The following is a 22,135-nucleotide window of genomic DNA, read 5'->3' as shown; positions in this document are numbered from 1 at the left end:
ATCGGGTTTCACGGTTTGATATGCCGGAAGGCCGAAGCGTCTAGAGATAGGATAAGCACCCATACATTGTGGTCTTCATGGGAGAAGACGTCATGCACGCAAGGATTCCCTCGTTTACGCGGTACGGCATGATTGCCGGCGTCTTCACCATGTTGTTGATTGCAGGGAGGACCTTCGGGGCGCCAGTCAGCGCACTGGGTAGTTCGATCTATACGATTGCCGGCAACAATATTCCCAATGATGCGGGAGATGGCGGTGTTGCCATCAATGCTCAAGTGGAATTGCCCGATGGATTGGCATTCGACGACTTGGGCGATTTATATATCGCCGACCCGGAAGCCGCAGTAATCCGCAAGATCGACGTACTTGGAATCATCACGACCGTTGCAGGCAACGGTTCGAAAGCTTATTCAGGCGATGGCGGTGCGGCGATTTCGGCCAGCCTGTACTGGCCTGAAGCGGTGGCGTATCGCGACGGCTATCTTTATATCGCCGACCTTGGCAACAACAGGGTGCGGCGGGTCAATCTTGCCACCGGGATCATCGATACTTTCGCCGGCAACGGCATCCAAGGCTTTTCGGGCGATGGCGGCCGGGCCACTTCCGCGCAGTTGAAATTTCCCGCGGCATTGGCCTTCAATGCCAACGGCGTGCTGTACATCGCCGATGCGGGCAACCAGCGCGTCCGCGAGGTTGATCTGGACGGCATAATTTCGACGGTGGCCGGAAACGGCGCCGAAGGCAGCGGTGGCAACGATATTCCCGCTACCAGCTCGGCGCTGGCCGACCCCTCAGGCCTGGCTGTCAATCCACGCAATGGAAACCTCTATATTGCCGATACGGCAGAAGACACCGTGCGCTACATCGATTCGGCCGGCTATATCCATATTGCGGCGGGAACAGCGAATGTCAAAGGACACGCGGGTAACGGCGGCCTGGCGGCCAGTGCATTGTTGAACGAGCCGCACAATCTGGCTTTCGATTCTGCAGGCAACCTGTATATCGCCGATACGCAAAACAGCCAGATCCGAAAAGTCGACGGCAAAGGGAATATCTGGCTGGTCGCCGGCCTCGCTTCCGCAGCCGATGGCTACAACGGTGGCGATGGCAGTTCGGCTACAGCAGCGCAGTTGCATTTTCCCACCGGTGTTGCGGTATCTCCCGTAGGTGATGTCTTCCTCAGCGATACCTTCAACTTCATGGTGCGCAAGGTTGGTCTTCTTCCTGGCATCCTGATGCCATAGACATTAGGAAATTATGCTCTGAGACAGAAGGGGCCGCAGAAATTGGCAGTGATCTTTGCCGCCGGTTTTACCGCTGGCGCCATTTCTTTTTTTCCAACCCCAATGGCATCTTGGTCAAGGAGTGTCCGTCATGCGAAGTATGCTGTTGTGTGGTGTTTCAGCCCTTTTCCTCGCGTGGTCAGGCTGCGCAGCAGCGCAAGAGGGCGGAAAGATTCTGCAGTTACAACCCGAATCCTCACAGCAAAGCCAACTGCTGCAAGGGAGTCCGGCGAGGACGGCGCGCCTTCATGATGAGGCGGTGGCAAGCTTCGTGCTGGCCAAGGTCGACATGGCATCCATGGCGTTGAATGTTCAGACGATGGACGTGCCTCTCACCCGTGGGCTGAGGGTGCGTGCGCATCGGCTCAGCTACAGAACCTTGCCGGGCGGCATGTCGTTATGGGTGGGGCAGAGCGATGCGCAGCATGCTTTGGCCCGGCCTTTATCCGGCGAGGTGCCTGTGGACAGTCGCAATCTTGTGATGCTGGTGCGCCATGGTGAAAACCTGACTGGCCTGGTGCGCACCCATGGTGAGGAGTACCAGATTCTGCCCTTGGGCAATGGATTGCACGCGATCCTGCACATCGATTCGAACAAACGCCCGCCTGAGGACACGGTGGTCGAGGAGCGTGCGGCGCAGGCCAAAGAACGTCACCTCGGACCGCACACCGCCTTCAGCACCATTCGAGTGATGATCGCCGTTTCGCGTCAATTCAAGGAATCCATGGCTGACCTGGACGCAGAGGTTGCCCTGTACTTCGCCTATGCCAACCAGGTGAACGAGAACAGTCGCGTGCCGATCGAGTTTGAACATGCGGGCACCTTGGAGACCGATTTCGACGAGACACAGATCGTTGACGCAGACGCTTACAACAATGTATTGACAAAAATGCTGAACCCTAGCGATCCCGAATTAGGCCAGCCCATCGCCGCCTTCCGTGATCGGCAGCGGGCGGATTTGGCGTCGATCTTCATCGAGAAGGTGATCTATTGCGGTGTGGCAACCATCCGATCGCGAAAGGAGGGCGCCATGTCGGTGGTTACCGCTACTCCTCGCTGCCGGCTTAAATCCTTCCCGCATGAGCTTGGCCATAACATCGGCGCCTACCATGATCGGGAAACGTCTGGTACGCACGAGCCACTTTACGCGCACGGCTACAAGCTGAGGGGGGGCGAGGTAAGTTTTCACACAGTCATGGCTTACTGGTGCGAAACCATTGCGGCATGCCCGCTCATTGATCACTGGTCGAGTCCTCATGTTAGCTACGATGGCGTGCCGACCGGTACAGCCGAATACGAGGACGTTGCGCGCGTGATTGATGAGCGGCGCGAGGAGGTGGCCGACTTTTATCCGCCACCCGCCGATGCCGTTCCGCCTAATGTGGAGGCGACTGTCTCACCTGCAGACGTCACTGGTGCTGCCACGGTTGCCTTGGATGGCACCGCATCAAGCAACCCGGGTGGTGGTGCGCTGCATTACCAATGGCGTTTGGTAGGTGGGGTGCCGGCAGCGGGCATTGAAGACGCAGGAGTGGCATCGACCACGGCATCCATTCCTTCCGTTGCGGCGGATACCACGTATACGTTTGAGTTGATTGTCACCAACGCATCGGGCTTGAGCGCGTCCAAGGAAGTCAGCGTCAAGGCCCATCGCGACTCTGCTGGTGAACTGTCCGGTGCTTTGGCTGTTCCTTGCGCTGTGCGTAGCGGTGAGCTGGTGCCGGTGTATGTGCATGTGATCAACCCCGGCGGTCTGCCGCTTCACTACCGGTGGTCCTCAGTGGGAGGCATTGTCACGGGAAGCATCGGATCCAATCCGGCCGGAGCCCTGCGCGCACTCAACGTTACGCACGATGTGAATGGCCGAATTATCGTCGATGTCGACGATGGCACGCATGTGATCAGGTTCGAAAGGGAGCTTATAGTCCAGCCTGCACAAGCGTTGTCAAATGGAAAAAAGGGTTGTGAGCAACCAGCATGTGGAATGATAGACAGGCAGCATTGAATTCCAATAACGAATTTGCGACACACGATTTACTGTAATTGTTTTCGTCGCATCGGCTATCCGCACGTTCGCCTGAGAGTGCCTTGGCGACTGCATGGTTTGGGATAACGCGTATCGATGAACCTCCCTTGTCGCGATGGCGATCAGGAAGAGGTGTCGGAGGTGTGCACACGAATTCGATCAGGGATTCCCGCCATCAGGCCGCCAGTCGGAACTTTACCCGCGCCTGGCATGCGCAGTGTAGGTCCGGATTGACAGGGTAGCGCGTGCATCTTACAGTGAACCATATGGTTCACTATCAAGCTCGCCTCGACGCAACGTTTTTCGCACTCGCCGATGTCACCCGACGCGGCGTGCTGGAGCAGCTCGGGGTTTCAGACGCCTCCATCACCGACCTTGCCCAAAGGTTTGACATGACCCTCACGGGCATGAAGAAGCACGTCAGCGTGTTGGAGCAGGCGGGGCTAGTGGCCACGGAGAAGGTCGGGCGCGTACGAACCTGCAAGCTCGGGCTGCGCCGGCTGGAAGAAGAGGCCGCCTGGATCGAGCAACACCGTCAACTCTGGAGCGCGCGCTTCGACGCGCTGGACGAGCTTGTCGAACACATGAAACGTAAGGAGAAGGCAGATGCCAAACGTAAAAGAAGGTAGTTCCGCCGCCACGAACCGCACCACCGTGGAGCGCACATCCGACTTCGAAATGCTCGTGACGCGAACGTTCAATGCTCCCGTGCACATCGTTTTCGAAGCATGGAGCAAACCCGAACTGTTCAAGCTTTGGTGGGTTCCGAAGTCGGTGGGCATGTCGCTGCTTTCGTGTGACATGGATGTACGCACCGGGGGCAAGTATCGTCTCGCGTTTAGCCACCCTGACTTCGATCAGCCGATGGCATTCTTCGGCACGTACAAAGAAGTAACGCCGAACAAGCGTATCGTGTGGACAAACGAAGAAAGCGAGCAGGGCGCCGTGACCACGGTGACGTTCGAAGAAAATGCTGGCAAGACGCTGGTCACCTTCCACGAACGCTACCCCACCAAAGAGGCCCTCGACGAAGCCCTCGCCGGTTCGGCCGAAGGCCTGCCCGAACAGTTCGCGCAGCTGGATGAATTGCTCGCGGACAGATCGTGACTTCATTGCGGCCCTCGGCGCATGGAAGGGAATGACGATGAAATACACGATCATCGCCGCGCTGGCCAAACTCGGCGCCATGTGAGGACGCTATGCTCAGACGCGATTTCCTGAAGACTGCCGTGGCGACCGCTGTGCTGACTGCGGCGCTTCCCATTCAAGCCAAGGAAACGCGCGCCGCTTCGAATGGGCATTTTGCCGACGTCAATGGCCAGCATCTGTTTTACAGGGTGCATGGCGTCGGCAAACCGCTCATTCTTCTCCATGGCGGCATCAACCCCGATTGCTTCGGGAGCAACCTGGCCGAACTGGCCAAGGGCCGCCAGGTGATCGCCGTGCATCTCCAGGGACATGGACGCACGCCGGACACGAGCAGGCCATTGCGCTGCGAAGCAATGGGCGACGACATTGCCGCGCTGGTCGGCCATCTGAATTTCGGCAAGGCCGACATCATGGGCTACTCGCTGGGCTCCCACGTCGCACTGCAGACCGCTATCCGTCATCCGCACGCGGTCGATCGGCTCGTGCTGGTGTCCGGTGCGATGAGGCAGGATGGCTTTTATCCGGAAGTGGTCACGGCCTTCCAACAGTTGGAGGCCAACGCTGCCACGCTCGGCGCTGGCGCCAAGGCATCACCGTTAGGCAAGACCTATCCCGATGTCGATTGGACCAAGCTCTTCAGGAAGGTCGGTGAGCTGACCAAACGCCCCTTCGACTGGAGCGCCGGCGTCGCCAAACTTCAGGCACGCACGCTGCTGGTCTTTGCCGACGCCGACGCCATCCGGCCCGAACACATGGTCGAATTCTGGAAGGCGATGGGAGGCGGCCAGCGCGATGCCGGAATCGATGGCTCCCTGCGGCCCGCCAACGAGCTCGCGATCGTGCCGGACACCACGCACTACACGCTTCCTGTCGAGCCGATGTTGTCGGAGATCGTTGGACGCTTCCTGGGAAACGGATTGAAGGCGGCAGGTTGACCGCTCACGGAGCTGGCTCTTAAAGCGGGTGATGGCTACAGTGGCCTGCGGCACAGCAACGTAAATGGTAAGGGCAATGATGCGAATCGGATCGGTTTTGTTGGTAATCATCATGATGACTACCCAGGCCGTGGCCGGGTCCTGGCCAGACGGCAAGCGGGCGGCCGTGGTGCTGACCTATGACGACGCGCTTGTCTCGCAACTCGACATCGCGATTCCCGCGCTCGACGCCGCCGGCCTCAAAGGAACATTCTTCCTGATCGGCAGCAAAATTGCTCCGGAGCAGGTTGCGCGCTGGCGGTCGGCCGCAGCCGAGGGCCACGAACTCGGCAACCACACCATTCGCCACGCTTGCCCACAGGCCAACTATCCGCCCGCAAAAAAGATCGACACCAGCGAAACCTACGATGTCGACACCATGCTGACGGAAATCCGCACGATGAACACCATGCTGACGGCGATCGACGGCAAGCTGCAGCACAGCTATGCCACACCGTGTGGCCAGCACCTGGCCGGAGGCGTCGATTATCTTCCGGCGCTGCGCGCCAGCGGGTTGGTACGCTACACCCGGGCCGCCGACCCGACAGAGCATCCGCTCGATCCGATGGATGTGCCGGCGCGCTTTTTCCCCTCGAACGCAACCGGCGCTGATCTGATCGCCGCTGTCCAGGATGCCGAGAGTAAGGGCGGAATGATCGTGTTCGGTTTCCACGGCGTGGGCGGCGATTACCTCTCCGTATCCGCACAAGCCCACGCTCAGCTTCTTGCCTATCTCAAAGCGCATGCCGATACGATTTGGGTAGCGCCGTTCTCGACCGTGATCGAGTACGCCACCACGCATTCGAGCCATTGACGCAGGCAGCCCACTCAGCAGTCTTTCGCATCGTGGTTTTCATAACCCGCTCCTTGGGTGAAGATTATTGAGTGACGAATAGGCCGCTGGGCTCGAAACCCAACGCACCCTGCGTGGCCATGCCGAAATCGCTCACCGTAGTGCGCGTGCCGTCTGCCGGGTTCACCAACAACACATCGCCGTCGTCTCCGGTGCCGGCTTCGCTGCAAGGACGGGTGAAAAGCTGCGTGTGGCGCGTTCTTTTGAGATGTGCGCGCAAAATTTCTGTAAAGGCCTGGCGCTTGCGCGACATCTGATGAGCGCCGAGTCGCCGCCCCGGCGAAGGCCCTCGAAAACACAGCCACCATAAAGCTGAAATCCCCGGCTATCAGGACGCAGGGCATCGGTCAGTCCACTAACGCCATCCGCCTGACCCCACCAATTTAAGACTAGTTCTAATCGTAAATCAGCCGAGTTCGATAGGTTCGCCTGCTTCGAATTTCTACGATGTGTCCTGTCGGAAGCGCACACCGCGCCACGGCGTCCTGAAACCTCACAGCCATCCCCGCACGGTCAACGGCCAGCGCGGCGGAGAAGGACGCCCCGAAAAAATCTTCAACCATCGGGAGAGATCGCATGAACACCATCTATCGCATCGTTTTCAACGCCAACACCGGCAAGTGGGTGGTAGCGTCTGAACTGGCCAAGGGCCGCAAGAAGAAGGCATCGACCGTGGCTAGCATTGCTGCGGCGGTGGCGCTGGGATTGGGCTTTGGCGGCAACGCCGCAATAGCGCAGAGTACGGAGGTGGTAGGAACTTCTTGCACTGCAGCCAACGGTCAGACCGGTACGGTAGATGCGGCTGGTCAATGTGATACCGATGCGTCGGCAATGATTCAAACTCGCAGCGTCGGGATTCTTGCCAGCCTGACTGTTGGCGGCGGAACAGCGGGGGGCCTGAACGCCATAGCTATCGGAGCCCAGTCCAACGCATCGGGTGCAGGCTCGATTGCGATATCCAATTCGCTGGATTCGGGCGGCACCCCGGCGGTTGCGTCCAACTATAACTCTATTGCCATCGGCACCGGTACGACTTCCACGCAATGGGCTTCGGTAGCCGTGGGCTGGCGTGCGAATGCCATTGGCGCATATTCGGTTGGGCTTGGTTCGCAAGCCATGGCAAGTGGCGACTACGCGGTCGGGCTGGGCTCGCAAGCCCACGCAAATGCTGCGTATGCAGTCGCACTTGGTAATCAAGCAAATGCTGCGAGCGGCATCAACGCCATTGCGATTGGCAGCACTAGTAACGCGTCAGGTACCAATACGCTTGCCCTGGGTGCCAATGCCAAGGCCATTAATCCCAATGCCGGTTACTCGGCTACGGCAATCGGGGTGAACGCCACGGCCAATGCGTACTCTGCGCTGGTTGTCGGCGAGTCTTCTACTGCCACAGCTACGGGCGCCAGCACTTTCGGTCACCATTCGAGCGCCGCAGGCCAGGAAGGCGTAGCCTTAGGCGGTTATGTCACAGCTTCGGGTGATTACTCCATCGCCACCGGGTATAACGCAAACGCTTCGGCAGTCGGCTCCGTGGCCATCGGCAATGCTGCGACCGCCACGGCGGCCAGTTCAGTTGCACTGGGTGACGGCGCGGTCGCCGATGCGGCCAACACCGTGTCGGTGGGCAGCTCTACGGCTCAGCGCAAGATCGTCAACATGGCCGCTGGCACCATCTCCGCCACCAGCACCGATGCCGTGAACGCCAGCCAGCTGTATGCCACGGCCAACAGCGTGGCGACCGCGCTGGGCGGTAGTTCGAATGTGGCCGCGGACGGCACGGTCAGCAAGCCGAGCTATGCGCTGACCGACTCCTTCGATGCGGATGGCAAGCCGGTCACCAGCAACTACACCTCCGTCGGCGCCGCGCTGGCCCAGGTCGATGGCCGCGTGGCGACCAACACCACCAGCATCAGCACCCTGCAAAGCCAGGTGAGCAGCGGCTCGATCGGCCTGGTGCAACAGGCCAACGCGACGTCGAACCTGACGGTGGCCAAGGACACCGGCGGCACGGTGGTGGACTTCACCGGCAAGGACACCGCTGGCGCCGCACAGGCGCGCGTGCTGACTGGCGTGGGCGCCGGCCAGGTGAGCAACGTCAGCGCCGATGCGGTGAATGGCAGCCAGCTGTATGCCACGGCCAACAGCGTGGCCAGCGCGCTGGGCGGCGAAGCCAGCGTGAACACGGACGGCACGATCAAGGCGCCGACCTACACCCTGACCGAATCCTTCGACGCAAACGGCGATCCAGTGACCAAGGACTACAGCTCGGTCGGCGATGCGCTGGCCCAGGTCGATGGCAGGGTGGCGACCAATTCGTCCAGCATCACCACGATCAACAATACGCTGGACGATCTCACCAGCGGCACGGCCGGCCTGGTTCAGCAGGCGGCCAAGGGCGCCAACCTGACCGTGGGCAAGGACATCGACGGCGACAAGGTGGATTTCACCGGCAAGAACCTCACCACCAATGAAGCGCAGACGCGCGTGCTGACTGGCGTGGGCGCCGGCCAGGTGAGCAACGTCAGCGCCGATGCGGTGAACGGCAGCCAGCTGTATGCCACGGCCAACAGCATCGCCGATGCGATCGGCGGTGGCGCGAAGGTCGACACCGACGGCACGATCACGGCGCCGACGTACACGCTGACCACCGGCACCGACAGCAATGGTGACCCGATCACCAAGGACTACACCTCGATCGGCGATGCCTTCACCCAGATCGATGGCCGCGTGGCGCAGAACAGCACCGATATCACTACCATCAACACCACGCTGGACGGTATCAGCAACGGCACGGTGGGCCTGGTGCAGCAGGCCGATGCGGCCGGCGCCATCACGGTGGGTGCGGGCAGCGGCGGCAGCACCGTCAACATCGGCGGCACCGGCGGCGCGCGCGTGCTGAGCGGCGTGGCCAACGGCACGGCCGATACCGATGCGGCCACGATTGCCCAGCTGAAGGCCGCCGGCCTGGTGGATCCGGAAGGCAAGCCGCTGGCCGCGGTGGTGTACGACAGCCTCACGCTGGATAAGGCCACGCTGGGTGGCAGCAAGGGCACGATCCTGGACAACCTGGCCGGCGGCCTGATCGCCTCCGGCAGCATGCAGGCGGTGAACGGCGGCCAGTTGTACACGATGCAGCAGACCTTCCAGTCGAAGTTCGACCAGCTCAACAGCCAGTACACCAGCCTGGATGGCCGCGTGACCACGATCGAGCAGAACGGTGGTGGCGGTGGCGGCGGTGGCGGCACGCCGGGCTACGGTCCGGGCTCCGGTACGGGCGACAACAGCCTGGTGATCGGCAGCGGCGCGGATGCCTCCGGCGACAACAGCTCGGCAATCGGCAACGACAGCGTGGCCGCCGGCAAGGGCAGCACTGCCACGGGCAACGGCGCGAACGCGGGTGGTGACAACAGCACCGCGATCGGCAGCGGTGCCAAGGCCAGCGGCAACAACGGCACGGCGGTGGGCAGTAATTCCAACGCCAGCGGCAGCAACAGCACCGCGATCGGCAGCGGCTCGACGGCCACCGGCAACAACTCGGTCGCCATCGGCAACGGCTCGGTGGCCGACCGCGACAACAGCGTGTCGGTGGGCTCGGCGGGCAACGAACGCCAGATCACCAACGTCGCCGCCGGCACGGCCCGCACGGATGCGGCCAACTGGGGCCAGGTGCAGGACGCGGTCAACGGCGTGCAGGACTGGGCCAACCAGAAGTTCCATCAGGTGGACCGCCGCATCAACCGCATGGGCGCGATGAGCGCGGCCTATGGCCAGATGGCCTTCAGCGCGCAGGGCATCAATACGCCGAACAAGGTCGGCGTGGGTGTGGGCATGCAGGGCGGCCAGTCGGCGATCGCGGTGGGTTACTCGCGCCAGTTAAAGCCGAACTTGAACGTGTCGTTCGGCGGTTCGGCCTCGGCGGGCGAAGTGTCGGTAGGCGCGGGTATGTCGCTGGGTTGGTAATAACAACAACGAGTGTTCCGATGGTTGAATTTGCCGGCGCCTTAGGGCGCCGGTTTTTTTTTGCCGAGTCCCTCAGATCGCCGAACCTGCTCCCTCCCGTGGGGAGGGCCGGGGTTGGGATGAAGCACTCTTGCGGTTGAGTTCAAACGAACGGCAAGCGCATGCAACCCCATCCTAATCCCTGAGGTATCCCCACGTTTTTGTTCGACGGTTTCAACAAAATCAAAGAGTAACCAACAACCCGAATCTTTCCGGCCGTCATTCCCGCCAAAGCGGGAATCCATCTTCGGTTTTGCGTCAGCGCAAAATGGATTGACCAGCATTCGCTGCTGAAAAACGTCTCCGTTTTCGCGGGAATGACGGCAGGGAAGGGAATGTATTTCGCATAGTTGAGACCCAGCACTTAAGGATGCTCTGATCTATTGCGCGCACCCGGCATGACGTCCAGAAGACCCGCAGGGTGTGTCGCGCGGCGCAGGGCAGACTGGCTGTCTGTTCAAGCCGTGCGGCGCAGCCTGCGGGCCTTCTGGACGTCACCCTCGTTTAAATTCAATTGATTGGGGCCGCACTGTATGGGCGCCCAGCCCGGGCCCCCCCGCGCGGCCCTGGGCGCCCGGGGCGGCGCCCCCCGCGGGCCCCCCGCGCCTCGCCTCGGCCCCAGTCAGCCCCCGCCACTGGGGCAGGGCGTGGCGCGCATACAGTGCGGTGACGGGTACGTGGAATAGATCAGAGCATCCTTAATTGTGCGTGCCGGCAACATGCCCCCGAGACACCTGCGACGCCTGCACCAAGCCATGCATCATCGCGTACTGAAAAATCTCCGCATCGCCCTGCAGGCCGAGCTTGCGCATGGCTGACAGCTTTTGCGTGCTGACAGTCTTGCGGCTTCGCCCGACGCGGTCGCCGATTTCTGACACGGTGAGCCCTTCGGCGTACATGCGCAGTACTTCGGTTTCGCGTTTGGTGAGCGCCGCGCCGTCAGGTGCACCGCCACCGGCTTGGGCTTCGCGAACCAGCCGTTCCACTTCCGGCGACAGATACGCATGCCCTGCATACGCGGCGCGAATGGCCGGTTCCAAAAGATGATGAGGATCGGTCTTGCTCACGATCACCGATACATGCACGTCAAGGATGCTGCGCAGAATCCAGGAGCTTTCCACGCCCGTGAGCACCACTCTCCGCAGCTTGGGAAACCGTCGGCCCAGCAGGCGCAGCAGGGTGATGCCATCGCCATGGCGACCGTGCGGCATGGAAAAATCGGTCACCACCACGTCAACGGAAACCTGGCGTTCAAGCAGCTCGACCAGTTCGGTGGAATTGCTTGCGAGGCCGGCGACGTCGATGTCAGGGATGCCGGCAAGCATATGGTCCATGCCGGACAGCAGCACCGGGTGATCGTCGGCCATCACCACTTGAATGTTCACTGCGTAGGCTCCTTCTTATTCTTGAAGGCCGCCCTGATCGGTTTGTTTGCGCGGCTGGGCGGTCTCGTTATAGTACTAATACCAAAATGCAAGGCAGCGCGACGGGGCATGCTCCATACCGTACCGCTCGCCGGAGGTCATCATGGAAAGCGTTCGCATTCGGGTCGCCGTGGCGGATGATCATTCGATGATCCGCATGGGCATCGAATTGTCCATGAACGCGTTTCCCACGCTGCAACTGGTCGGGTCGGCCAGCCACTCCACCGAGCTGGTGCAATTGCTGGATACGCAACCGTGCGACGTCCTGGTCACCGACTACGCCATGCCCGGCGGCAACTACGGCGACGGCTTGGAGCTGCTTGGCTTTCTTCGCCATCGCTATCCGGAACTGGCGATCGTGGTGATGACGGGCATGGACCGTTCGGCTACGGTGCAGGCCATGCTTGCGCTGGGCATCGAAAACATTTTGAGCAAGGCTGACGACACCAGCCACGTGCCGGCTGCTGTGCAGGCCGCGCATGTCCGTCGTCGCTATCTGTCACCCACCATTGCCGCGCTGATACCGATGGGCAAGCCACGCGCGAAGGCAAAACTTTCTCCGCGCGAACGAGAAGTGCTGGCCTTGTACGTAAGTGGCATCACCATCAGCGAAATCGCCGAGCGCCTGCAGCGGCGCAAGCAGACGATAAGCACGCAAAAGGCCAGCGGCATGGCTAAGCTGGGTATCGAGAAGGATGCCGATTTGTTCAAACATGCTGCGGAGCTGGGATTATTGCCATCGTCCGGCAAAGTTTGAGGGGAACAAGGGGCAACGAAACGGCACGATGACATCTCTTGCTTACGACAGCACTTTCTTGCAGTTCTGCTTCGTTGCCGGTTTTGCGGCGGCCAAAAAAGGCGCGGGAGTCATCAATCTTGATCAACCCACCTGCGCCTCATACCGCCGCACAACTGCATCCAGCTGATCGATCAGCCGGCTCACTTCCTCCTCCAGGACAAGCGCTTCACCTTCGTGCAGGCGCAATTCCAGCGTGGAGCAAAGCTGGCCTGCTTCCCGTTCGCCGATCATCAGCAGCGCACCCTTGAACGCATGCGCAAGATCGATCACGCCTTGCACATCGTTCGAGGCGGCGGCATCGGCCAGGCGTTTGATATCGCGGCGGCCGGTGTCGATGAAGATACGGCGCAGCTTTTCCGGCAGGCGAGGGCGCGCAGGCTCGGGCTCGGCAGCGGGCGCAGCGGTTGCGGCGAGGTTTTTTATGGAAACGTAGCGATTGAGCATGCCATCGAGCGCATCGAGCGTGAGCGGCTTGAGCAGCAAGTCGTCGATGCCGGCAGCCTTGCAGCGCGTGCGTTCGCTGGCCAAAGCCGTGGCCGTGATGGCGAGAATCGGTTGTTTTGCGCCGCGTTCGCGCAGGGCACGGGCAAGCTCATAGCCGGACATGCCAGGCATGTTGATGTCGGTCAGCACGGCGTGGTGAACATCTGGCTTGTAGCTGAGCAAGGCCTGCTCGCCGTCTTCAGCAGCGTCGACGGCAAAACCCAGTTCTTGCAGCTGCTGCTGGATCAGCTCGCGATTGACCGGGTTGTCTTCCACCAGCAACAACCGGCCGCGTTCAGCTCTTGTGGCAGCCGGCGCGGCTTCAGCCGCGGCCGGCGTCGCGCTCTTTTGCCGAATGGCGCCCAGCAGCGCCTGGCTGGCGTAGCAGGAAACATAGATTGCGTCGGTACGTTGTTCGGGAATCAGCGGGCCGTTTTGATAGGCGCGTACGACGCGCGCGTGGCCGGCAATCAGGACACCTTCTTCTTCCTGGCTCCATGAGCGCGGTTCGCCGAAGATCAGCAGCACGTCGTATTCCTGGCCTGGCGGGCATTCGGATGGTTGGGCAATGACGTTCGCTTCGGCACCCCACGAAGCCAGCAGTGCGCCGATCTCCTGGCGCCATTCAGCAGCGAACGACAACAAGGTGATGCGCTGGCCCGCGAGCGGTCCGGACAGCGAGCGCTCCGGCGGCGCGGCTTCGACCGGTACGTCCAGCGTGAACACGCTGCCCACGCCCTGCGTGCTCTCCGCTCGAATCTCGCCACCGAGCAATTGCGCCAACTGCCGGCATAGCGCCAGGCCCAGGCCGGTGCCGCCGTAGCGGCGCGAGATGCTGGAATCGGCCTGCGAAAACGCATCGAACAACTGGCCAAGCTGTTGCTCGTTCATGCCGATGCCCGAATCCACCACCTGAAAGCGTAGCCAGAGCGGTCGTTTTTTGCTTGGCTCGCCTTGCGATACGCGCAGCACGATGCGGCCGGATTCGGTGAACTTCGTCGCGTTGCTGAGCAGGTTGTTGATGATCTGGCGCAGGCGATGCACATCGGAAACATAGCTCGCCGCAAGGGCCGGATCGATGGCATAGAACAGCCGCACCCCTTTGCGCTGCGCCGTTGGCGAGTAGAGCAGGGTGGCTTGCTCCACCAGGGGACGCAAGGCAAACGGCGCAGAGGTGATGTCGAGCTGGCCGGCTTCGATCTTGGAAAAATCGAGCACGTCGCTGATGATCGCCAGCAAGCTGTCGGCCGAAAGCCGGATGCGATCCAGCCGTTCGCGCTGCGACGGATCGAGCTTCGAACGCGACAGCAGTTCCAGATGGCCCAGCACGCCATTGAGTGGCGTGCGGATCTCATGGCTCATGGTGGCGACGAAGGCGCTCTTGGCGCGGCTGGCCGATTCGGCCGCCTGGCGCGCCTGTTCTGAATCGTGCCGCGCGCGGCGCAGGTTTTCTTCCAGTTGCGCCTGCGTGGTGACATCGCGCAGCGCACAAACCCATGCCGGCCGCATGCGATACATGGACAACGCCATGGCCACCTGCAGATACCGACGCTGATCGCCATCGCCTTCGGTCCACTGGAATTCGTGCAGGGAAGCGGCCCCGTGCGTGGCGGCGCGCTTGACGAGCTGCGCATACAAAGGCGCGGGCATGGCGTCTTGGCCTTTGCCGGCCATGCTGCGTGCCACCTCGTTTTCCACCATGGGCGCGCCGCTGTCCGGATCGAGCAGGCACAAGCCTACCGGCGCGGTGTCGATGATCACCCGGCTCAGCGCTTCGCTTTCGTAGACGCGCGAAGCGTCGGCCAATGCGGGACCGAACACCTGGCGATCGAGCCGCACCAGCATCGCCCACAACAGCGCCAGCGATATCAGCGCGATGCCGGCGATGGTGCTCAGCTGCGGGCCTTCCTGAGCGAGCACGTCGCCCCAGGTGTAGAAATGCACCAGCGTCCAATCCACCCCTTGCAATGGTTCGGCCAGCATGAAAATACCGTCGGCGTACTGGCGCTCCGGCAGTTTTTTTGCGGACGGACGGAGCGAAGCCAGGGTAGCGCGCGCCTTCAGCGGCATCGGGCCGCATACGAACACCTGCGCGCCTTCACTGTCGATGGCGGCAAATGCCGCCTGCGGTACGGCGCTCATCAGACGCGCCTTGATGTTTTCGATGGATTCGAACACCACCCGGCGGAAATAGGGTTGATCACCTACCGTAAGGGTCAATAAATCCACCAGCGCAGGCTGGCCGGTAAGCGGATTTTTATCGTAGTACGACACTAGCCGCCCGGCAGCGGCCGAGCTTGCGATGGGGCCGGAAGCAGGCTTTGCGCCGCGCAAACGTTCCTCGCCTTCGCGTAGCACGGTAAATGCCTGATCGCGCGAAGAGACCTTCAGCTTCTGCAACAGCTCTGTTTCATCACGCACGCCAGTCACTGCAAGCAACTTGCCTGAAGGTTCGTAGGCATACACGAACACCGGCTCTTTGGAATCGATCGCCGAAATGCTTGCCGCCGTATACGCCGAATATTCCTGCAGCATGCCCATGTAGGCGGCCAGTTCCTCCCGCGGCATGGTGGCGGCACCTTGGCCCAGCACCAGCCACGGCACCGCCAGCTTGCCTTCGGCACGTACCAGCAGTTGCTCTCCGTGTTCGATAAACGCGTGGGCCAGAGGCGCGCCGGTGCTTGCCAACATGGGTCGCTGCATCGTCCACAGGGCATCGTTGGCATTCATGCTGCTGGCGTAGGCCCGATCACGCTGGGCCAGGAAGTAATCGACCGAGGTCTGTCCATCATGGAAGACCTGCCACTGCTGCGCGTGGAAATCCACAATACCCGAATAGCCGCTGGCCAGCGCCGTAAGCAGGATAAGGATGCTCAACACCCCGCCACTGCCGAACAGCAGGCGGCGCTGGTGCCGGCGCAGCTTGGATAGCTGGCGCTGAGGGGCAGTGCGTGAAGCGGGTAAAGCTGCGGGCGAATCCATTGGCCCTCCATGGTGCTGGAAATTGAGTCCAATCCAGTCCTGAGTCCAATCCAGTCCAGGGCTCATTAACCGGCCCCATCTTGATTAAACAGAAGTGTCGAAATCACACAAGACAAGATTGAGTGCGTGTTGGCGGACAACGGCCTGGAAGGTCGTAGTGCCCTGGCTACCGCTTAAATCCAACGGATCCAGCCATTGCTTGAAAGGGTTGCCCGCAGGGCCGCGTGCAGCAAAGCAGATATCCAGAGCACGACAACACCCACTGCAAGTGCCCTGGCTGGAGCCGAATATCATGCCGCGCTCCCGCATACGCGATACGAATTTTCGCTCCATGTACGTAATCAGGCGTCCACGTATCGCTCCCTCAGGATCGCCCCGGCTCTTGTCAAGCGTCTCGCGCAGCCCCTTGGCTGCGGAGTTGGTGACTATGTATGACGTGGCCCACTTGATGAAGATATATCGAAGGATGCGCGACTCGCCGTGAAAGCCGGTCTTGTCCGGGGCCCTTCTGAAAATGTCCTCATCCATTACGACGATTATTTGCTGTATCTCCCTGGACAACTTCTTTATCAGCTCCGCCATTGTTTCAGGATCAGCATCGAAGATCGTGTTCATCATCGGCGTGAAGATCGACTTGCGTATCTTATTTATTTTCTTATCGGACGATAAGATCGTCTGCTTGGCTCTCGGTAGGCCAGTTGCCGTAAATTGTGCGCCGATCTGGCCGGAAAGCACGCATTGCTCGTCCCACCAGATGCCGATCTTTTTCTCCTTCGTGCCTCTTGCAATCACCAGCTCTCGTAGCGCCGCGAGCTTGCGTTCGATCTGAGTGATATTGATGCCCTCAAAACCAAGATTGTTTTGTGAGGTGACCAGTAGCGATGCTTCTATCAGGCACAGCGTTGTCGTGTTTTCAGAGCTGCCTGGATGAATCGCAAACGCAAGCGCCTCCAGAATCGGTGTAAAGCCATGTGTCTTATGTGACAGGATGGTAGTGCCGTTGGCCACGTTCAAGCTCATACCGCCTCCCGTGAAAAGGATTTGCGACGCCTGGCGTCTGGTTGCTGAAGTTGGTTGCAAGCCGGATGAGGCAACGCAGATGGCCCATGTTATTAACCATCTCGTTTCATTTGTTGAATTGCGTCAGGACGTCTTTCGCTCCTCTACCTACGCTTACCGATGGTGCGCATAGGGAGCAAAGACGAACCCAAGTAAAAAATGCAACTTCGGAGTAGCTGTTAATACGCCGAACATCCTATTCATGACCGCCCCTGGTTCGGTCTATGCGATAACGCATCATGCGGTTGAACTTCTTCGCGGTCAACGTACGGCCGAGCACCAGGCGGCCATCGTGATGGCCAAGTGGCCGCCCTGGAAACATGCTCAATCGCTGGGTTGGGTTAGCCGGATTTCACGCCAATTCCACATGGTTGCATGATAGCTTCATCGAGCTATCGGGGAATTCAGGAATTCGTTTGAGTCGGCCAGGCATGGCCACATTCGCGGTGCCACATCCTGGTCGTCGGATTTCCGGCATCCTTTTGGTATTTCCATTGGTTGGCTAGCTCTCGCTGCAAGCTGCTGCGTTTTATCGTGCTTTTTACCGGCGATCGGGCATTTGCTCGATCGGGGGTGGAGTGCGCATCCATTTTGTTGTCTGCACGCCATGGTTTTTGTGAGTCGCATGGGAAAGCGCCTTTGATAATCGGTGCGGTGCGTGCCGGTTGAGTAGGTGAGTGAGATTGCCGGTGTGTTGTGCTTTTGATTATTCGAATGTCATCGAGAAAGGCCATCAGCTGTATCACTTCGACAAGGAGGGAATTCGTATGCGCTTTAAATTTCAAGATTTAGGGTATTTGCTTGCGTGCGGTGCGTTGTCGCTGACCGCCATGTCCTATGCGGGCGCCGCGTTTGCGGCTCCGGTCACTGGCACAGCAAAGGTCAAACTGACCCACGTGTTCGCGACGCTGCAGACCGGGCAGCCCGATAAGAAGCCGGAAGATATTGCCGCTTGCCGTAAGCAGGTATCGTCACCGGATTCACGGTATTTGGGTATTACCGTCAGCACGCGCTATTCGGTCGATGCGCAAACGATGATTATGAGCGCATCGTCGATGCTGCCGTCTCCGCAGGCTACCAAGCCGGTAGTGCTCACGATCAAGCTATCGCCGCTGGGTATTGCCGGGCAGTACGCATTCGGCGCGTTCCGTCCTTCCGCGCTACCCAACAATTATGTGCTGTTCTCCATCGGCACCGACTTCAAGGCGGCGAAATCCTCGATCCTGGTTCTTAACGAGGGCAAGGATTACAACTGCCTGGTCAGCAGTGAGGCATCGCCGTTCAACGGCGGCTTTAGCGAAAAGCTCGGGGCCGATCAAAAATAAGGCACGGGCCGCACATGCGCTTCGATGGCGCCGGTGATTAACGGCGCGCTATGCTTTTTGCGTGGCGCGCCGCGTTCCTTTCAGCTACTTATCGTCGTGCTTAGGGGACGCGCCGTTGGCCATGCAAGGCAATGCAATCCGTTGAGCAGCCATCCTGCCGACACTACACGGTTTTCGCGTTATTTTTTGGCAGCGAAAGCACGGATGATGGAAATGGAGACAAGTCTTGGAATCGAGGAGCTGCATGCTTACTGGGCTTGCCAATGCGAGCCAGGGTCTGCTGCCCCGCTACCGCAGGATGTCGTGAAGACATTGCTGGCCGGCTTGCAACTCAATGTGCTTGAAACCCTGCGCTACCTGCATCAGCAGCAGCCGAGCTATGCGCAATTCGAGGCGTGGGTATGGGAGCGCAATGGTGGCGAACTGGAAGAAGCCGCGCTGCATCGCTTGCGGCGGGCACTCGCAGGCGAGGCCGTCGGCGCCGAAGTCGGCAATCTCGATTTTGTGGAAGGCCTGAGTGCCGACGACCTTGCGCACTGGGACGAACAGGGCTACGTCATCCTGCGCAACGCGATCAGCCCGGACGCAGCACAAAGCACGGAAACGGCCATTTACGACTTTCTTGGAATGGATCGCGACGACCCGGAATCGTGGTATCGCCCATCGCTGGGCCATTCCATCTGGGTGCCGTTATTGCGGCATCCGACGCTGGTAGCTAATCGTCGAGCGCCACGCATTCATAAAGCCCATGCCCAACTGTGGGGGCGTGAGGATCTTTGGGTAACCGTCGACCAGGGCGGATTCAATCCGCCGGAGCGCGACAACTGGCCGTTTCCCGGGCCGCATTTGCATTGGGACGCCACCCTCGCCGAGCCGCACTGCTTGGAATTGCAGGGCATCCTGTACCTCACCGACGTAGCGGAGGATCAAGGAGCATTCAGCTGCGTGCCTGGCTTTCATCGCACGCTGAAGCAATGGCTGAAAAGCGTTCCCGAAGGCACGGATGTGCATGCGCATGCCGCACGCACCTTGACGATGAAGCCGATTGCCGCCAAGCGCGGCGACATGATCATCTGGCATCACCTGCTGCCGCACGGAAGCAGTCCGAACCGCGCGCAGCGCCCACGCGTCGTGCAATATATGTCGCTACGGCCTACGCGTTTTGCGTATACCGAGGAATGGAAATCTTGACTGCGATGGCTTCGACGCAACTCAAACCCATCGGTAGATAGCTCTGGCCAGCTACCGATAACGTTTTTAATGCAAGCCGGATTTTGATCCGTGCCGATTAGATGGACCTGTTCGGCCTGCCGCTCTTTTCAGGCGTCCCGAAAACCCGCATGGCAGAAATTGCCTCTCTTATGTCATTTGCGCAGCCTTGGGCTTGTTTGAGAATGCCGGCACGCTTTCCTTAAACCGCCGGAGTACTCGATGAAGCTCTGTTCCTTGCTGCTCGCAACAATGACGGTCATTGCAGCAGCCACCGTCCAAACAGTTCCGCTGCACGCCCAGGAGGCGGCGCAAGCGGCGGGTACGCCGGAGCACATGGCGCCGTACGTATCCCGATTCGGACGCAAGCGCGCCGTGGTCGCCGTCGTCGCCGAAAAGAACGCCGTGCTGACCGACTTCGTCGTTCCCTATGGCGTACTGGCGCAGTCCGGCCTGGCCGACGTCGTGGCGCTAGGCGCGAACACCGGCAATCTCCAATTGGGACCAGTCACCATCCAGCCTGACGCGTCATTGGCGCAATTCGATACGCGTTACCCCGATGGTGCCGATTACGTGATCGTACCCGCCACGAGCAGCCACCACGAAGAAGAGGTCGCATGGCTAAAGGCGCAAGCGGCCAAGGGCGCTACGCTCGTCAGCATTTGCGACGGCGTGGAAGTGTTGGCGGATGCCGGATTACTTCACGATAAAACCGCAACCGGCCACTGGGCATCGTATACGGAGCGGACCACAAAATACCCCGACACCCACTGGCAAACCAACGTACGCTACGTCGTCGATGGCAAGATCGTATCGAGTGCGGGCATTTCCGCGGCGATGCCTACGGCGCTGGCCCTGGTCGAGGCGATCGGCGGCACCAGCCAGGCGAGCGCGCTTGCGCAAACCCTAGGGGTGGCGAATTGGAGCACGCAGCACCATAGCGACGCCTTCTCGATACGCAACAGCGACAGGCTTACCGACTGGGTCAATATGCATCTGCACCACACCGATACCATAGCCATGCCGATCGCATCGGGCGTTGACGAGATTGCACTGGCATTGCAGGCCGAAGCCTGGACGCGCACGATGCGCAGCAGGGCGGTTGTGATTGCCGCAACGGCCGCACCGGTTCGCACGCGCGGCGGGTTGATGGTCATACCCAGTACAACGACCGGTGCCGCAGCGCCGGCCGCGCTTACCCTCAACGTGAACGATGAAACGAAAGACGGCCAGATGTTGGATGTGACGCTCGATGCCATCGCAAAACGCTATAACCGCAGGACGGCGCGACTGGCGGCGCTCGCATTCGAATACCCGTGGAAAGGACTGTAATGGTCAACACTTTGGGCATCCGGCAATGACCGTAACCAACGCCAAGCCCCGCCGGATCGTGCTGCTGACGTACGACGGCATCAACTTGCTGGATCTCAGTGGTCCGCTGCAGGCATTTTCCACCGGGAACCGACTCAATCCTGGAAAAAGCCCGCTCTACGAGACCATGGTGGCGTCGGCCGAAGGCGGTTTGGTCATGACCAGCGCGGGTCTCGCCATCGATACCAAGCCTGTCGGCGCACTCGACGGCCTGGCCATCGACACGTTGATCATCGCCGGCGGTTGCTGGGGCGACGACTACGACGAACACCCGACACTGGCCAAATGGATCCGCCAACAGGCATCGAAGGTACGGCGCTTGTGTTCCGTGTGCACCGGCGCCTTTCTGCTGGCAGCCTCCGGCCAGCTCGACGGATGCCGGGTGGCGACGCATTGGGCATGGGCGGAGCGCCTGCAACGGCAGTACCAGGCACTGCATGTCGATGCCACGCCGCTCTTCATCCGGGAGGGGAAGATCTGGACCTCGGCCGGCGTGACCTCCGGCATCGATATGAGCCTGGCCCTGATCGAGGAAGACTACGGCCATGAGATCGCGATCCAGATCGCCCGGCAGTTGGTGGTGTTCTTCAAGCGCGCCGGTGGACAAGCGCAATTCAGCGTTCCGCTGGCGGCCCAGATGCGCAACGATGGCGACTTCTGCGGCCTGCACGCATGGATCGCCGAGCATCTGCATGAATCGCTGCCGGTCGAACGACTCGCCGACAAAATGCACATGTCACCCCGCACCTTTGCGCGCATCTACAAGGCCAAGGTCGGTCGCCCACCCGCCAAGACCGTGGAAGCGATGCGTCTGGAAGCCGCTGCCCGTGCACTTGAATCCACCGACCTGCCGCTGAAGACGATCGCCGATCAAGTAGGCTACAAAGACGACCAGGTCATGCGCCGCGTGTTCCTGCGCCGGTGGAGCGTCACGCCGCTGCAGTTTCGGCAACGCTTTGCGAGCATGGCGTAAGGACGTTCTTGCTCATCCGCTACCTGCGGCCACGATCATGTCGATCGGTTTACCGTCGGCGCCGGGTTCAGGTGCGGCACACCGATCTCCAGTAGGTGTGCCGCGGTAACGAATCATGCGTACGCGATGGGCCTAACCGTCCCGCTCTGCCTGCAGCAAACCTTCGCCATGGCGGCGAAGGAAATACAGCGCAGCACGCAGGCCTTCCACTTGCGTGGGGCTAAGT

The 22,135-nt window shown here is 60.5% G+C and carries 16 protein-coding genes; 12 read left to right on the top strand and 4 right to left on the bottom strand.

The window, feature by feature from the left end; genetic code table 11:
• Nucleotides 1-128 precede the first annotated feature (128 nt).
• The 6 genes from ACTHNE_RS06730 to ACTHNE_RS06705 all read left to right on the top strand — a co-directional run bounded on the left by ACTHNE_RS06730 (nt 129) and on the right by ACTHNE_RS06705 (nt 6,246).
• Complete coding sequence (locus ACTHNE_RS06730) at nt 129-1,244, top strand: NHL domain-containing protein (RefSeq protein WP_440268826.1); 1,116 nt, start codon at nt 129-131, stop codon at nt 1,242-1,244.
• Nucleotides 1,245-1,374: 130 nt separating this feature from the next.
• Nucleotides 1,375-3,288, top strand: a complete 1,914-nt coding sequence (locus ACTHNE_RS06725) for a PKD domain-containing protein (protein WP_440268825.1) — start codon at nt 1,375-1,377, stop codon at nt 3,286-3,288.
• 287 nt (nt 3,289-3,575) lie between these two features.
• Nucleotides 3,576-3,938: an ArsR/SmtB family transcription factor gene (locus ACTHNE_RS06720; protein WP_324944196.1), complete on the top strand. Its 363-nt coding sequence runs from the start codon at nt 3,576-3,578 to the stop codon at nt 3,936-3,938.
• Complete coding sequence (locus ACTHNE_RS06715) at nt 3,916-4,416, top strand: SRPBCC family protein (protein ID WP_440268824.1); 501 nt, start codon at nt 3,916-3,918, stop codon at nt 4,414-4,416. Before ACTHNE_RS06720 ends, ACTHNE_RS06715 begins: the two co-directional genes overlap by 23 nt.
• Nucleotides 4,417-4,508: 92 nt before the next feature.
• A complete protein-coding gene (locus ACTHNE_RS06710) occupies nt 4,509-5,393 on the top strand; it encodes an alpha/beta fold hydrolase (protein WP_324944190.1) in 885 nt (294 codons plus the stop codon).
• A gap of 112 nt (nt 5,394-5,505) precedes the next feature.
• Nucleotides 5,506-6,246 carry a polysaccharide deacetylase family protein gene (locus tag ACTHNE_RS06705; protein WP_440268823.1) on the top strand — a complete coding sequence of 247 codons (741 nt, stop codon included), beginning with the start codon at nt 5,506-5,508 and terminating at the stop codon, nt 6,244-6,246.
• Nucleotides 6,247-6,310: 64 nt separating this feature from the next.
• Here the strand turns inward: ACTHNE_RS06705 and ACTHNE_RS06700 are convergent, their stop codons facing one another.
• The gene (locus ACTHNE_RS06700) at nt 6,311-6,538 is read right to left on the bottom strand and encodes a hypothetical protein (RefSeq protein ID WP_324944184.1); all 228 of its coding nucleotides are present in this window, start codon (nt 6,536-6,538) and stop codon (nt 6,311-6,313) included.
• A 323-nt stretch (nt 6,539-6,861) separates the two neighbouring features.
• On the opposite strand from ACTHNE_RS06700, the gene ACTHNE_RS06695 reads away from it, so the two are divergent.
• Nucleotides 6,862-10,245, top strand: a complete 3,384-nt coding sequence (locus ACTHNE_RS06695; RefSeq protein WP_440268822.1) for a YadA family autotransporter adhesin — start codon at nt 6,862-6,864, stop codon at nt 10,243-10,245.
• 737 nt (nt 10,246-10,982) lie between these two features.
• On the opposite strand, the gene ACTHNE_RS06690 is transcribed toward ACTHNE_RS06695, so the two are convergent.
• Complete coding sequence (locus tag ACTHNE_RS06690) at nt 10,983-11,669, bottom strand: response regulator (RefSeq protein ID WP_440268821.1); 687 nt, start codon at nt 11,667-11,669, stop codon at nt 10,983-10,985.
• Nucleotides 11,670-11,811: 142 nt separating this feature from the next.
• On the opposite strand from ACTHNE_RS06690, the gene ACTHNE_RS06685 reads away from it, so the two are divergent.
• Nucleotides 11,812-12,465 carry a response regulator transcription factor gene (locus tag ACTHNE_RS06685; protein WP_324943944.1) on the top strand — a complete coding sequence of 218 codons (654 nt, stop codon included), beginning with the start codon at nt 11,812-11,814 and terminating at the stop codon, nt 12,463-12,465.
• A gap of 123 nt (nt 12,466-12,588) precedes the next feature.
• Here ACTHNE_RS06685 and ACTHNE_RS06680 read toward each other — a convergent pair whose 3' ends face one another.
• Nucleotides 12,589-15,972, bottom strand: coding sequence for a hybrid sensor histidine kinase/response regulator (locus ACTHNE_RS06680; RefSeq protein WP_324943947.1), 3,384 nt, complete (start codon nt 15,970-15,972; stop codon nt 12,589-12,591).
• 84 nt (nt 15,973-16,056) lie between these two features.
• Nucleotides 16,057-16,992: a hypothetical protein gene (locus tag ACTHNE_RS06675; RefSeq protein WP_440268820.1), complete on the bottom strand. Its 936-nt coding sequence runs from the start codon at nt 16,990-16,992 to the stop codon at nt 16,057-16,059.
• Nucleotides 16,993-17,861: 869 nt separating this feature from the next.
• Between ACTHNE_RS06675 and ACTHNE_RS06670 the strand changes: the two genes are divergently transcribed.
• From ACTHNE_RS06670 to ACTHNE_RS06655, 4 genes are all read left to right on the top strand, one after another.
• Complete coding sequence (locus tag ACTHNE_RS06670) at nt 17,862-18,356, top strand: hypothetical protein (RefSeq protein WP_324943964.1); 495 nt, start codon at nt 17,862-17,864, stop codon at nt 18,354-18,356.
• 303 nt (nt 18,357-18,659) lie between these two features.
• Nucleotides 18,660-19,547 carry a phytanoyl-CoA dioxygenase family protein gene (locus tag ACTHNE_RS06665; RefSeq protein WP_440268819.1) on the top strand — a complete coding sequence of 296 codons (888 nt, stop codon included), beginning with the start codon at nt 18,660-18,662 and terminating at the stop codon, nt 19,545-19,547.
• Nucleotides 19,548-19,787: 240 nt separating this feature from the next.
• A complete protein-coding gene (locus tag ACTHNE_RS06660; protein ID WP_324943956.1) occupies nt 19,788-20,897 on the top strand; it encodes a DJ-1/PfpI family protein in 1,110 nt (369 codons plus the stop codon).
• A 25-nt stretch (nt 20,898-20,922) separates the two neighbouring features.
• Nucleotides 20,923-21,909, top strand: coding sequence for a GlxA family transcriptional regulator (locus ACTHNE_RS06655; protein ID WP_324943959.1), 987 nt, complete (start codon nt 20,923-20,925; stop codon nt 21,907-21,909).
• The last annotated feature ends 226 nt before the right edge of the window (nt 21,910-22,135 follow it).

It is taken from the genome of Dyella sp. (genome assembly GCF_051954575.1).
Taxonomy (GTDB): domain Bacteria; phylum Pseudomonadota; class Gammaproteobacteria; order Xanthomonadales; family Rhodanobacteraceae; genus Dyella_B.
The sequence above is the reverse complement of the archived record's forward strand: the minus strand, read 5'-3'. Positions and strand labels throughout refer to the sequence as shown.